10 protein-coding genes are annotated in these 12,947 nt (G+C 70.9%); 8 read left to right on the top strand and 2 right to left on the bottom strand.

Features of this window, described 5'->3' with window-relative positions; translation table 11 throughout:
* Positions 1-217: 217 nt before the first annotated feature.
* From lpdA to KCH87_RS17045, 6 genes are all read left to right on the top strand, one after another.
* Positions 218-1,606 (top strand): dihydrolipoyl dehydrogenase, encoded by a 1,389-nt coding sequence (gene lpdA / locus KCH87_RS17070; RefSeq protein ID WP_210586949.1) that lies wholly within the window; start codon positions 218-220, stop codon positions 1,604-1,606.
* A gap of 67 nt (positions 1,607-1,673) precedes the next feature.
* Positions 1,674-3,443 (top strand): 2-oxoglutarate dehydrogenase, E2 component, dihydrolipoamide succinyltransferase, encoded by a 1,770-nt coding sequence (gene sucB / locus KCH87_RS17065; protein ID WP_210586948.1) that lies wholly within the window; start codon positions 1,674-1,676, stop codon positions 3,441-3,443.
* A 241-nt stretch (positions 3,444-3,684) separates the two neighbouring features.
* Complete coding sequence (locus KCH87_RS17060; protein WP_210586947.1) at positions 3,685-4,308, top strand: GntR family transcriptional regulator; 624 nt, start codon at positions 3,685-3,687, stop codon at positions 4,306-4,308.
* A 261-nt stretch (positions 4,309-4,569) separates the two neighbouring features.
* Complete coding sequence (aceE, locus tag KCH87_RS17055; RefSeq protein ID WP_210586946.1) at positions 4,570-7,272, top strand: pyruvate dehydrogenase (acetyl-transferring), homodimeric type; 2,703 nt, start codon at positions 4,570-4,572, stop codon at positions 7,270-7,272.
* Between the two features lie 156 nt (positions 7,273-7,428).
* Positions 7,429-8,403: a YafY family protein gene (locus KCH87_RS17050; protein WP_210586945.1), complete on the top strand. Its 975-nt coding sequence runs from the start codon at positions 7,429-7,431 to the stop codon at positions 8,401-8,403.
* Positions 8,404-8,509: 106 nt separating this feature from the next.
* The gene (locus tag KCH87_RS17045; RefSeq protein ID WP_210586986.1) at positions 8,510-9,028 is read left to right on the top strand and encodes a DUF4240 domain-containing protein; all 519 of its coding nucleotides are present in this window, start codon (positions 8,510-8,512) and stop codon (positions 9,026-9,028) included.
* 3 nt (positions 9,029-9,031) lie between these two features.
* On the opposite strand, the gene KCH87_RS17040 is transcribed toward KCH87_RS17045, so the two are convergent.
* Complete coding sequence (locus tag KCH87_RS17040) at positions 9,032-9,262, bottom strand: hypothetical protein (RefSeq protein WP_210586944.1); 231 nt, start codon at positions 9,260-9,262, stop codon at positions 9,032-9,034.
* 158 nt (positions 9,263-9,420) lie between these two features.
* Between KCH87_RS17040 and KCH87_RS17035 the strand changes: the two genes are divergently transcribed.
* Positions 9,421-10,548 (top strand): peptidoglycan bridge formation glycyltransferase FemA/FemB family protein, encoded by a 1,128-nt coding sequence (locus KCH87_RS17035; RefSeq protein WP_210586943.1) that lies wholly within the window; start codon positions 9,421-9,423, stop codon positions 10,546-10,548.
* Between the two features lie 164 nt (positions 10,549-10,712).
* Here the strand turns inward: KCH87_RS17035 and KCH87_RS17030 are convergent, their stop codons facing one another.
* Entirely contained in the window at positions 10,713-11,543 is an 831-nt protein-coding gene (locus KCH87_RS17030) for a peptidoglycan recognition protein (protein ID WP_210586942.1), read from the bottom strand.
* Between the two features lie 187 nt (positions 11,544-11,730).
* Here KCH87_RS17030 and KCH87_RS17025 point away from each other — a divergent pair, with 187 nt between their 5' ends.
* Positions 11,731-12,915, top strand: coding sequence for a MarP family serine protease (locus KCH87_RS17025; protein ID WP_210586941.1), 1,185 nt, complete (start codon positions 11,731-11,733; stop codon positions 12,913-12,915).
* Positions 12,916-12,947 lie beyond the last annotated feature (32 nt).

Raw genomic sequence — 12,947 nt, 5'->3', positions numbered from 1 at the left:
AGTTCCCCGCGCCCCTTGGGTACGTCTCCTCCCCATGGTCACAAGTGAGCGTGTGGCGTCTCACACTCCAGCCCCGCGTCTCGTCCTGTGCTGACAAGTGCGAAGATGGGGCCTGGCAGGACAGGGCCCCACCGAAGGGCCGAAACAGAGCGGCCGGACACCAGCCGCCGACCGGTCACTGGAGACCGGCGTGGCGCACATGCATGGAGGACGTGACGTGGCGAACGACGCCAGCACCGTTTTCGACCTAGTGATCCTCGGCGGTGGTAGCGGTGGTTACGCCGCGGCCCTGCGCGGGGCGCAGCTGGGCCTGGACGTCGCCCTGATCGAGAAGGACAAGGTCGGCGGCACCTGCCTGCACCGAGGTTGCATTCCCACCAAGGCACTGCTGCACGCGGGCGAGATCGCCGACCAGGCCCGCGAGAGCGAGCAGTTCGGTGTGAAGGCCACCTTCGAGGGCATCGACATCGCCGGGGTCCACAAGTACAAGGACGGCGTGATCTCCGGCCTGTACAAGGGTCTCCAGGGACTCGTCGCCTCCCGGAAGGTGACGTACATCGAGGGTGAGGGCCGACTGTCCTCCCCCACCTCCGTCGACGTGAACGGCCGGCGCATCCAGGGCCGTCACGTCCTGCTGGCGACCGGCTCCGTGCCGAAGTCGCTGCCCGGCCTGGAGATCGACGGCAACCGGATCATCTCCTCCGACCACGCCCTCGTCCTGGACCGCGTGCCGCAGTCCGCGATCATCCTGGGCGGCGGTGTCATCGGCGTCGAGTTCGCCTCCGCCTGGAAGTCCTTCGGTTCCGACGTCACCGTCATCGAGGGCCTCAAGCACCTCGTCCCGGTCGAGGACGAGAGCTCCTCCAAGCTTCTTGAGCGCGCCTTCCGCAAGCGCGGCATCAAGTTCAACCTGGGCACCTTCTTCTCGAAGGCCGAGTACACCGCGAACGGTGTCAAGGTCACCCTCGCCGACGGCAAGGAGTTCGAGGCCGAGGTCCTGCTCGTCGCCGTCGGCCGCGGCCCCGTCTCCGCCGGTCTCGGCTACGAGGAGCAGGGTGTCGCCATGGACCGCGGATACGTCCTGGTCGACGAGTACATGCGCACCAACGTCCCGACCGTCTCCGCCGTCGGCGACCTGGTCCCGACGCTCCAGCTCGCGCACGTCGGCTTCGCCGAGGGCATCCTGGTGGCGGAGCGTCTGGCCGGGCTCAAGACCGTTCCGATCGACTACGACGGCGTGCCCCGGGTGACGTACTGCCACCCCGAGGTCGCCTCCGTGGGCATCACCGAGGCCAAGGCCAAGGAGATCTACGGTGCGGACAAGGTCGTCGCTCTGAAGTACAACCTGGCGGGCAACGGCAAGAGCAAGATCCTGAACACCGCGGGCGAGATCAAGCTCGTCCAGGTCAAGGACGGTGCGGTGGTCGGCGTCCACATGGTCGGCGACCGCATGGGCGAGCAGGTCGGCGAGGCCCAGCTGATCTACAACTGGGAGGCGCTGCCCGCCGAGGTCGCCCAGCTCATCCACGCTCACCCGACGCAGAACGAGGCGCTCGGCGAGGCCCACCTGGCCCTGGCCGGCAAGCCGCTGCACTCGCACGACTGACCCTCGGTCGACGAAGCGACCACGCGACGACACAGACTTCCGCAATTCGTAAGGAGCAACCGAAACCATGGCGGTTTCCGTAACCCTTCCGGCGCTCGGCGAGAGCGTCACCGAGGGCACTGTCACTCGCTGGCTGAAGGCCGAGGGCGAACGCGTCGAGGCCGATGAGCCGCTGCTCGAGGTCTCCACCGACAAGGTCGACACCGAGATCCCCTCCCCCGCCGCCGGCGTCCTGGCGTCCATCAAGGTCGCCGAGGACGAGACGGTCGAGGTCGGCGCCGAGCTGGCCGTGATCGACGACGGCACGGGCGCCCCCGCTGCCGCCCCGGCCCCGGCCGCAGAGCCGGCCCCCGCGCCCGCCGCCCCGGCCCCCGTGGCCGAGGCTCCGGCCGCACCCGCCGCCCCCGAGGCTCCGGCCGCACCCGCCGCTCCGGCCGGTGGCGCCGCTGAAGGCACCGACGTGGTCCTGCCCGCCCTGGGCGAGTCCGTCACCGAGGGCACCGTCACCCGCTGGCTGAAGTCGGTCGGCGACAGCGTCGAGGCCGACGAGCCGCTGCTGGAGGTGTCGACGGACAAGGTCGACACCGAGATTCCGGCGCCCACCTCCGGCACGCTGCTGGAGATCGTGGTCGGCGAGGACGAGACCGCCGAGGTCGGCGCCAAGCTGGCCGTCATCGGCGTCGCGGGTGCCGCTCCGGCGGCCGCCCCGGCCCCCGCCGCTCCGGCTCCGGCTCCCGCTGCCCCGGCCGCCCCCGCGGCTCCGGCTGCACCCGCCGCTCCGGCCGCGCCCGCCGCTGCCGCCCCGGCTCCGGTCCAGCCCGCCGCCCCGGCCCCCGCGCCGGCCGCTCCGGCCCCGGTCACCCCGGCTCCGGCCGCTCCGGCGCCCGCCGCGCAGGCCACCGACGAGGGCGCCTACGTCACCCCGCTGGTGCGCAAGCTCGCCGCCGAGAACGGCGTCGACCTGGCCACCGTCAAGGGCACCGGCGTCGGCGGCCGTATCCGCAAGCAGGACGTCATCGCCGCCGCCGAGGCCGCGAAGGCCGCCGCCGCTGCTCCGGCCCCCGCCGCCGCAGCTCCGTCGGCCGCGAAGAAGGCTCCGGCGCTGGAGGTCTCCCCCCTCCGTGGCCAGACCGTCAAGATGCCGCGCATCCGCAAGGTCATCGGCGACAACATGGTCAAGGCCCTGCACGAGCAGGCGCAGCTGTCCTCGGTCGTCGAGGTCGACGTGACCCGGCTGATGAAGCTGCGCGGCCGGGCCAAGGACGGGTTCGCGGCCCGCGAGGGCGTCAAGCTCTCCCCGATGCCGTTCTTCGTCAAGGCCGCGGCCCAGGCGCTGAAGGCCCACGCACCCGTCAACGCCAAGATCAACGAGGCCGACGGGACCATCACCTACTTCGACACCGAGAACATCGGTATCGCGGTGGACTCCGAGAAGGGCCTGATGACCCCGGTCATCAAGAACGCCGGCGACCTCAACATCGCCGGTATCGCCAAGGCCACGGCGGAGCTGGCCGGCAAGGTCCGCGCCAACAAGATCACCCCGGACGAACTGTCCGGCGCGACCTTCACCATCTCCAACACCGGTTCCCGCGGTGCGCTGTTCGACACGATCATCGTGCCGCCGGGCCAGGTCGCGATCCTCGGCATCGGCGCCACGGTCAAGCGCCCCGCCGTGATCGAGACGGAGGAGGGCACGGTCATCGGCATCCGCGACATGACCTACCTGACCCTCTCCTACGACCACCGCCTGGTGGACGGCGCCGACGCGGCCCGCTACCTGACGGCAGTCAAGGCGATCCTGGAGGCAGGCGAGTTCGAGGTAGAGCTCGGCCTGTAAACGCCCTCAGACGCACGCATCGATGCCCTCGCCCGGGGATTCCGGGCGAGGGCATCGCCGTAGGGGCGCGGGGAACTGCGCGAACAACCACAGACAACCCGCAGCCGCCAGACAACAGAACCCTCCGAGCTACTAGGCGTGTAAGTCTCGTCTCACCTGCACAAAAGCACCCCCCATACGCCACCCCGCGGAGCGAACCGGCCTTATTGTCTAAGCGTCAAACGCGCCCGAAGGAGCCCTCATGACCGCCCCCGTCATCCACTCGCTGCGCGAACAGATCCGCGAGCACATCGTGGAGGGGATCGTCAGCGGCCGCTGGAAGCCGGGCGAGCGCATCGTGGAGCGGCGGATCGCCACCGAGCTGGAGGTCAGCCAGACACCCGTACGCGAGGCACTGCGTGAGCTGGAGTCGCTGCGGCTGATCGAGTCGGCGCCCAACAAGGGCGTACGGGTGCGGAATCTGACCGCCGCCGACCTGGAGGAGAGCTACCCGGTCCGGGCCGGCCTGGAGGCGATCGCGGCGGAGCTGGCGGCGGAGAAGCTGGCGGAGGACTGCTCGGCCCTGGAGCCGCATGTGGCCGCGCTGTACGACGCCGACCGCGAGTCGGACGGCACGGCGCAGGTACGGCACACGGTGGGCTTCCACCGGGAGCTGGTGCGGGCGGCCGGCAACTCGGTGCTGCTGCACACCTGGGAGGGGCTCGGCATCGAGGTGTTCACGGCGCTGTCGATCCGGTGGCTGGGGACGGTGCAGCAGTCGTACGCCGAGGAGCACGAGGAACTGGTGCAGGCGTTCCGCCGCAGGGATCCGCGGATCGCCGAGATCGTGAAGGCCCATGTGCTGGGGTGCGCACCGCGAGCCTGAGCATGCCCTTGCTCAAACGCGTCCCCACCTGCGAAAACCCACAGAATTTACGGCACCCGGTGCCTACCCCGAAGGCACCCCGTGCCGACTTTCTCGTGATCAAGAGGTTTTGCTCATCAACCCTTTGATCGATCATCGATCAGGGAGTTAGAGTCGCCGACGGGCTTCTACCGGGGCCCCAGCCCTGTCCTGCCAAAGACCAAGGGCACCCCCGAACCCTTACCGATGAGGGAACCCCCTTCGACTGAGGAAGGCGGCGACATGACCGACCCCAACGCCATCCAGCCGAGCGAGCTCGACCAGCTCCCGGACCGCGACCCGGAGGAGACCGCCGAATGGCAGGCCTCACTGGACGCCGTCACGAAGGCTGCCGGCCCGCACCGTGCCGCGTATCTGATGCGCCGCACACTGGAGCGCGCGGAGGGCAACGGCATCGCGCTGCCCAAGCTCCTCGAGACCGACTACGTCAACACCATCCCCACCGCCGCCGAGCCCGCCGTACCGGGTGACGAGGCGATGGAGGACCGGATCACCGCGTGGAACCGCTGGAACGCGGCCGCGATGGTCACCCGGGGCAGCAAGTACGGCGTCGGCGGCCACATCGCCACCTTCGCCTCGGCCGCGTGGCTGTACGAGACCGGCTTCAATCACTTCTTCAAGGGCAAGGAGGCCGACGGCTCGGGCGACCAGCTCTACATCCAGGGCCACGCCTCCCCCGGCATCTACGCCCGCGCCTTCCTCGACGGCCGGCTCGGCGAGCAGCACCTCGACAACTTCCGCCGGGAAGCGGGCGGCGACGGCCTCCCGTCGTACCCGCACCCGCGCCGTCTGCCCTGGCTGTGGGAGTTCCCGACCGTCTCCATGGGTCTGGGTCCCCTCTCCGCCATCTACCAGGCGCGCTTCAACCGCTACCTCACCAACCGCTCCATCAAGGACGTCTCGGCGTCCCACGTCTGGGCCTTCCTCGGCGACGGCGAGATGGACGAACCGGAGTCGACGGCGGCCCTCGCGCTCGCCGCCCGCGAGGAGCTGGACAACCTCACCTTCGTCATCAACTGCAACCTCCAGCGCCTCGACGGCCCGGTCCGCGCCAACTTCAAGATCGTGCAGGAGCTGGAGGCCCAGTTCCGCGGCGCCGGCTGGCACGTCATCAAGACGCTGTGGGGCTCGGCGTGGGACGAGCTGTTCCGGCTCGACACGACCGGCGCGCTCGTACGCCGGCTGCGCCAGGTACCGGACGCGCAGGTGCAGACGTACCAGACCCGCGACGCCGCCTATATCCGCCAGGACTTCTTCGGCGGCGACCCGGCGCTCGCCGAGATGGCGAAGCTGCTGAGCGACGACAAGATCCTGGAGATCTTCCACTTCTCCCGCGGTGGTCACGAGGCGCGCAAGGTGTACGCCGCGTACAAGGCCGCCGTCGAGCACAAGGGCGCGCCGACCGTGATCCTGGCCCAGACGGTCAAGGGCCACACCCTCGGTCAGGGCTTCGCGTCGAAGAACGCCAACCACCAGATGAAGAAGCTGACGGTGGACGAGTTCAAGCAGATGCGTGATCTGCTCGAACTGCCCATCAAGGACAGTGACTTCGTCGACGGTGTCGTGCCGTACGGCCACCCCGGCGCCGACTCCCCCGAGGTCCGCTACCTCCAGGAGCGCCGCGCGGCCCTCGGCGGCCCGGCCCCGGCCCGCCGTACGCACGCCGTGGCCCCGCTGCCCGCGCCCGCCGAGAAGGCCTTCGCCTCCTTCGACAAGGGCTCCGGCTCGCAGAACGTGGCGACGACCATGGCCTTCGTCCGTCTGGTCAAGGACCTGGTCCGCGACAAGGAGTCGGGTAAACGCTGGGTGCCGATCGTCCCCGACGAGGCGCGCACCTTCGGCATGGAGTCGCTGTTCCCGTCGCTCGGGATCTACTCCCCCAAGGGCCAGACGTACGAGCCGGTCGACCGCGACCAGCTGATGTACTACAAGGAGGCCAAGAACGGCCAGATCCTCAACGAGGGGATCACCGAGGCCGGTTCGATGGCCGACTTCATCGCCGCGTCCACGTCGTACGCGACGCACGGCGAGACGATGATCCCGTTCTACATCTTCTACTCGATGTTCGGCTGGCAGCGTACGGCCGACCAGATGTGGCAGCTCGGCGACCAGCTGGGCCGCGGCTTCCTGGTCGGCGCGACGGCCGGTCGTACGACGCTGACGGGCGAGGGTCTCCAGCACGCGGACGGTCACTCGCCGGTGATCGCGGCGACGAACCCGGCGGCGATGACGTACGACCCGGCGTTCGCGTACGAGATCGCGGTCGTCGTCAAGGACGGTCTGCGCCGGATGTACGGCGAGGCCGCCCCGGGTGAGGACCAGAACGTCTTCTACTACCTCACCGTCTACAACGAGCCGATGCCGCAGCCCGCGAAACCGGCCGGTCCCGGTGTCGACGAGGGCATCATCAAGGGCCTCTACCGCTTCAACACGGCGGAGTCGGCGGGGCTTTCACCGGCCGCGAACGCGCCGCGCATCCAACTGCTGGGCTCCGGTACGGCGATCCACTGGACGCTCAAGGCGCAGCAGCTGCTCGCCGAGGAGTGGGGTGTCGCCGCCGACGTGTGGTCGGCGACGTCATGGAGCGAGCTGCGGCGGGACGCGCTGGAGGCCGACGCGGCGCTGCTGCGGGGCGAGGAGCAGGTGCCGTACGTCCGTCAGGCGCTGCACGGCGCCGAGGGCCCTGTCCTCGCGGTCTCCGACTACATGCGCCAGGTGCCGGACCAGATCGCGCAGTGGGTCGAGCAGGACTACTCCTCGCTGGGTGCGGACGGTTTCGGCCTGTCGGACACCCGTGACGCCGCCCGCCGTCACTTCGGCGTCGACGCCGAGTCGATCGTCGTGGCCGCGCTGGCCCAGCTTTCGCGACGCGGTGAGGTCAAGGCGACCGCGGTGAAGGAAGCGCGGGAGCGGTACGGGTTGTAATTCGGCCGCGGGTGAGTGGGGGCTGGTCGCGCAGTTCCCCGCGCCCCTGAAAGCTGGGGCTGCGCCCCTGGCTTTTGTCTTTAGGGGCGCGGGGAACTGCGCGACCAGCCACATCCGGACCCGCACCCGCCCGCACAGCCCCGGCATCATGGACCTATGCGTGCTGCCCGCCTCATCAAGATGGTGCTGCTCCTCCAATCCCGGCCTGCCATGACCGCATCCGAGCTAGCGCGGGAGCTGGACGTGTCCGAGCGGACCGTCACGCGGGACGCGCAGGCGCTGTCGGAGGCGGGAGTACCGGTGTACGCCGACCGGGGGCGGGCCGGGGGGTACCGGCTGATCGGGGGGTACCGGACGCGGCTGACGGGGCTGGCGCGCAGCGAGGCCGAAGCGCTGTTTCTGAGCGGTGTGCCGGGTGCGCTGCGCGAGATGGGCCTGGATGATGCCGCCTCCGCCGCCCGGTTGAAGGTGTCGGCCGCGCTGCTCCCCTCCCTGCGGGACGCGTCCAGGACGGCGGCCCAGCGCTTTCACCTGGACGCCCCCAACTGGTTCACCGAGCCGAAGGCACCCCCGCTGCTGCCGGTGGTGGCGGACGCCGTGTGGGACGACCGGCGGATCACCGCCCGGTACCGCAAGGGCGCCGGTGAGGTCGAGCGGGAGCTGGAGCCGTACGGGCTCGTGCTGAAGGCGGGGGTCTGGTACCTGTGCGCGCGAGCCGCCCCGCACGGCTCCCCCCGGGTCTACCGGATCGACCGGTTCCAGGCCGTCGAGCCCGGTGCCGAGCGCTTCACCCGCGACGAGGACTTCGATCTGCCCGGTTTCTGGGAGGAGCGGGCCGAACAGTTCGCCCGGTCCATTCTGCGCGCCGAGGTCGTCGTACGGCTGTCCGCGGACGGCGTGCGCAGGCTGCCGCACGCCGTCGATCCGCTCGCCGCGAGGGAGGCGCTGCGGAACGCGGACGCCCCGGACTCCGGCGGTCGGGTGACCGTGACCCTCCCCGTGGAGTCCGAGGAGGTCGCCCACACGCAGCTGACGGCGCTCGGTCCGGAGGCCGAGGTGCTGGCGCCCGAAGGCCTGCGGGCGCGGTTCGCGGGGGACGCGGCGCGGCTGGCGGTCCTGTACGACCGATGACTCCGTACCGATCAGGTCACGTACCACTGATCACGCCGTACCGCCCATAACAATCCGTCCCACTCCACGTGCGCCCCACCCGTCCAGGCACGATGCTTGACCCGTGATGGACGAGACGGAGTTCTGGGAGCTGATCGACGGGGCCGGCGAGGCGGCCGAGGGCGACCCCGAGGAGCAGGCCGACCTGCTCGTGGAGCGCCTCCTCCAGCGCGACCCGGACTCGGTCCTGGACTTCGCCCGTCACTTCGAGGCGCGCTACCACCGCGCGTACACCTGGGACCTGTGGGGCGCCGCCTGGGTGCTGCTGGACGGGGTGAGCGACGACGCGTTCGACTTCTTCCGGTGCTGGCTGATCGGCCAGGGCCGGGAGGTGTACGAGGGTGCCGTGCACGATCCCGACTCGCTCGCCGATCTGCTCGACGACTTCGACGAGGAACTCGACGGCGACGGCGAGGAGCTCGGCTACGCGGCCGACGAGGCCTATGAGCAGCTCACCGGTACCGTCGCCCCGGACCTCGGCATTCCGCCCGCGCCCCCGGAGCCGGAGGGCACGCCGATCGACTTCGAGAACGAGCGGGCGCTGGCCGGGCGGTATCCCAAGCTGTGGGAGCGGTTCAGGGACTGAGGCTCACGCGGCGGTGCGTCGGCGCCCCGCGTCGGACGGGATGTACGCGTGCGTCTGGTCCACCTTCACCGCGTGGTGCATCGGGGCCGCGTTGGCCTGGTCGAGGGCCGAGGCCGTGACCGCGGCCGGGCCGAGGACGACCGTGGCCACCGCGCAGACCACGGCCCAGGGACCGCGGGCGCTCCTCGTCCAACCGTGGGTGTTCTTCCGGGTTTCGGTGCGACTGCTGTTCATTTCTTCCCCACCTCCAGTCAGTGCGTGTGCATGACGATAGAAATCCGATCTCGGGGAGATCGGTGAACCGACTACGAGAAACCTGTGAACCGTGGGCCCTTGACCCGTCCCGTCGTCCCCGGTTTACGGTGGCCGCCCCGAACAGGAGCACCCTGCCCATGACCAGCCCGTACGTGCGGGAGATCACGCGCGAGGAACACCTCGCCCACTTGCGGCTGCATCCCGACGCCAGCCATCTCCAGATCCCCGAGTGGGGCGATGTGAAGCCGGGCTGGCTTGCGCAGAGCATCGGCTGGTTCGAGGGCAAGTCGATGGCCGCCACGGCGCTCGTGCTGTACCGGCCGCTGCCCGGGACCCGGCGTTTTCTCGCCTATCTCCCCGACGGGCCCGACATCGACTGGCGGACCCCGCGGCTGGAGCGCTGGCTGGACCCGCTCGTCGCCCACCTGGAGCGGGAGGGCGCGTTCGCGGTCCGGATCGGGCCGCCCGTGGTCGTACGGTGCTGGGATCCGTCCGTCGTCGCGGCGGGCGTCGCCGATCCCGGCGTACGGCATCTGCACGAGCTGCCCGCGGCGGACATCGACGGGTTCGCGCTGGACGCCGGGGAGCGGCTGCGGCAGCTCGGGTGGCGGCGGTGCAAGGAGAACGAGGGCAGCGGCTTCGGCCTCGGACAGCCGCGGTTCGGCTGTCTGATACCCCTCCAGGAGCGCTCGGTGGACGACCTGCGCGGCGCCCTCGCACCGCACTGGGAGCAGGCCCTGAGTACGGCCGAGTCGGCGGGCGTCCGGGTCGTCTCGGGCACGGGCGGCGATCTGCCCGAGTTCCACCGCCTGTACACCGCGACCGCCGCCCACGACGGTTTCAAGGCCCGCCCGCTGGACTACTTCCAGCGCATGTGGAAGGCCCTGACCGCCGAGGACAGCGACCGGCTGCGGCTCTATCTCGCCGAGTACGAGGGGGAGGTCCTGTCCGCCGCACTCATGATCAACGTCGGCTCCCGGTCCTGGCACTCGTACGCCGCCTCCGGCCGCCGGGGTCGCCAACTGCGGCCCAGCAGCGCGCTGTTGTGGCGGATGCTGTACGACGCGTGGGCGTCGAACGCCGCGACGTACGACCTGCGCTCGATCACGCCCGCCCTCACCGAGGGCGTCCTGCTCGGCCGGCTGCTGTTCAAGACGGGGGCGGGCGGCATGGCCGTGGAGTACCTCGGGGAGTGGGAGCGGCCGGTGGGCACCCAGGGCAGGGTGCTCCAGCGGGCGCTGAAGGCGTACCTGGGGCGGCGGTGAATCGCGGCAAGCGCTCTGCGGGGTGTGCGGTTCGTTGGCTGCGGGCCGGTGGGGGCTGGTCGCGCCCACGCGGCGGAGCCGCATATCGATACAGCCCCGCGCCCCTTCGGGGCGCTGCCGGACCGTAGCCGACTTCGCCCCGCACCGGACTTCATCAGTACCGCTCAGCGTCGGCCCTGAAGCTGGGCCGCCGTCTGCCTGATCTGCGGGAGGAGGGCGCTGAGCGCGGCGCCCGGGCAGTTCGTCATGAAGCCGTCCTTGTGGCCCGCGAGGGCGGGCAGCCTGGCCGTCGTACCGGCCGCGTACCGGCTGAGGCCGTTGCTGGAGACCAGGGGCACGTTCGCGCGGGGGTCGATTCCGGACAGGCCCAGTTTCCAGGCGGCCAGGCGGGCGATCGCGTCGGTCATGGTCTTGGGCACGGGTACGCCCGCCGTGAAGGTGCCGAGGGCGGCGATGCCGGTGGTGCCGTGGTTGAAGCCCTGGGTGTGCGCGCCGGTGACCGGGCGGCCGACGCCGCCCGCGCGGCCCTCGTAGATCGTGCCGCAGCGGTCGACGAGGAAGTTGTAGCCGATGTCGTCCCATTGCCGGGAGCCGGTCTGGCCCGCGTACAGGGAGCGGATGATGCGGGGCGCGTCAGCGCAGTCGTAGCCGTTGGGCGAGTCGGTGTGGTGAACGAAGACGGCGGTGACCTTGGCGTCGTAGCGCGGCGGCGGCTGGGCGCGCCGTGCGCCGGCGTCCAGCCAGGCCGACCTCGGCACGATGTGCGGCTGCACCGCGGAGTGCCGGGCGACGGCGGGCCGGGCCGCGACCGCCTGCCCGGACGTCGTGCCGTTCCGCTCGACTCCGCTCGCACACAGCATCAGCGCGGTCACGGCGGCGAGCCCGGGCAGACAGCCGAGCAGCACCCGGGCGGCAGCCGGTATGTGGACATCGGTGCGCGGTGTTCGTGCGGCGCCAGGTCTTCGTGCACCCGGCGCTCTTCGGAAGACACGCATGACCCCACTGTCGGCCGGATCCGTTCCGCCCGCGATGTGTGCTGTGCCACCTGGTGGAACCAACGTCCGGGTCCGGGACGTTTTTGCGGGTACACGCACGCGTGGCTGGTTCCGGAGGCCACGCGCGCGTGGCTGATCACTGGGCTACTTCCCCGCGTATTAAGGGGTCCGAGAGAAAGGCGGCCTCGTGGACCTGCTCGACATCCTGCTGTTGCTGCTGATCCTGGCCTACGCGGCCTCCGGCTACCGGCGCGGACTGGTGGCCGGCTGTGTCTCGCTGGCCGGCTTCGTGGGCGGAGCGGCGATCGGCGTATGGATCCTGCCGTGGATGATGGACCTGGCGACGCCGGGCACGACGACGGCGACGGTGACCGCCGTGCTCACGGTGCTCGTCCCCGCGGTGACGGGCCACGAACTGGCGGGACGCCTCGCCCTGCGGCTACGGCGCGAGTTGGACCAGGGGCCGCTGCGGGTGGCCGACGGAGTGGGCGGCGCCGTGGCGAACTCGGTGGCCGTGCTGATCGTGGCGTGGGTGGCCGCGAGCGTCCTGGGCGCGTCCTCGTCCCCGCTGGTCACCACCGCGATCCGGGACTCGAGCCTGCTCGGGACGGTGCAGGACGTCATGCCGGACACCACCCCCAGCTGGTTCTCGCGGGCCACGTCCGCGCTCACCGAGGCGGGCTTCCCCCAGGTCTTCAACCCCTTCGAGAACGAGTCGACGGCCCAGGTCGCCGAGCCCTCCGGCGACAGCGTCACCGCGAGCGCCACCAACGCCGCCAAGCTCAGCACCGTGAAGATCGAGGGGGTCTCCGGCACCCAGGGCCGCGAGGGCAGCGGCTTCGTCTACGCCGACGAGCATGTGATGACCAACGCGCACGTGGTGGCCGGCATCGACGACCCGAGCGTCCGGGTCGGCGGGGTCGGGCGGTCGTACGACTCGCGCGTGGTGCTCTTCGATCCGGACAAGGACGTGGCGGTGCTGTACGTCCCCGACCTGCGCGCGCCCGTCCTGCGGTTCGACGACGAGGCCTCGCGCGGCGACGCCGCGGTGGTCGCGGGCTATCCGGAGGGCGGCGACCTCAACCTCCAGGCGGCGACGCTCGCGAACCGCGTTCAGGCGACCGGCCAGAACATCTACAGCGACGACACGGTCACCCGCGAGATCTACTCGGTCCGCTCGACGGTCCGCCCCGGCAACTCCGGCGGCCCGCTGCTGACCACCGACGGCCGGGTGTACGGCGTCGTCTTCGCCCGCTCCACCTCGGACGCCCGGACCGGCTACGTCCTCACGGCCGACGAGGTCGCCGGCGACGCCCGGCGCGCGGCGGACGCGACGGCACCGGTGGACACGGGCGAGCTGGTCACGACGTAGCCAAGCGCTCCGCTGGGTGCCGCGATATGCCG

Source organism: Streptomyces sp. GESEQ-35 (assembly GCF_017948485.1).
Taxonomy (GTDB): domain Bacteria; phylum Actinomycetota; class Actinomycetes; order Streptomycetales; family Streptomycetaceae; genus Streptomyces.
The sequence above is the reverse complement of the archived record's forward strand: the minus strand, read 5'-3'. Positions and strand labels throughout refer to the sequence as shown.

Coding starts and splice junctions, on each gene's coding strand:
- sucB (WP_210586948.1), top strand. CDS start 1,674: ATGGCGGTTTCCGTAACCCTTCCGGCGCTCGGCGAGAGCGTCACCGAG.
- KCH87_RS17060 (WP_210586947.1), top strand. CDS start 3,685: ATGACCGCCCCCGTCATCCACTCGCTGCGCGAACAGATCCGCGAGCAC.
- aceE (WP_210586946.1), top strand. CDS start 4,570: ATGACCGACCCCAACGCCATCCAGCCGAGCGAGCTCGACCAGCTCCCG.
- KCH87_RS17050 (WP_210586945.1), top strand. CDS start 7,429: ATGCGTGCTGCCCGCCTCATCAAGATGGTGCTGCTCCTCCAATCCCGG.
- KCH87_RS17045 (WP_210586986.1), top strand. CDS start 8,510: ATGGACGAGACGGAGTTCTGGGAGCTGATCGACGGGGCCGGCGAGGCG.
- KCH87_RS17040 (WP_210586944.1), bottom strand. CDS start 9,262: ATGAACAGCAGTCGCACCGAAACCCGGAAGAACACCCACGGTTGGACG.
- KCH87_RS17035 (WP_210586943.1), top strand. CDS start 9,421: ATGACCAGCCCGTACGTGCGGGAGATCACGCGCGAGGAACACCTCGCC.
- KCH87_RS17030 (WP_210586942.1), bottom strand. CDS start 11,543: ATGCGTGTCTTCCGAAGAGCGCCGGGTGCACGAAGACCTGGCGCCGCA.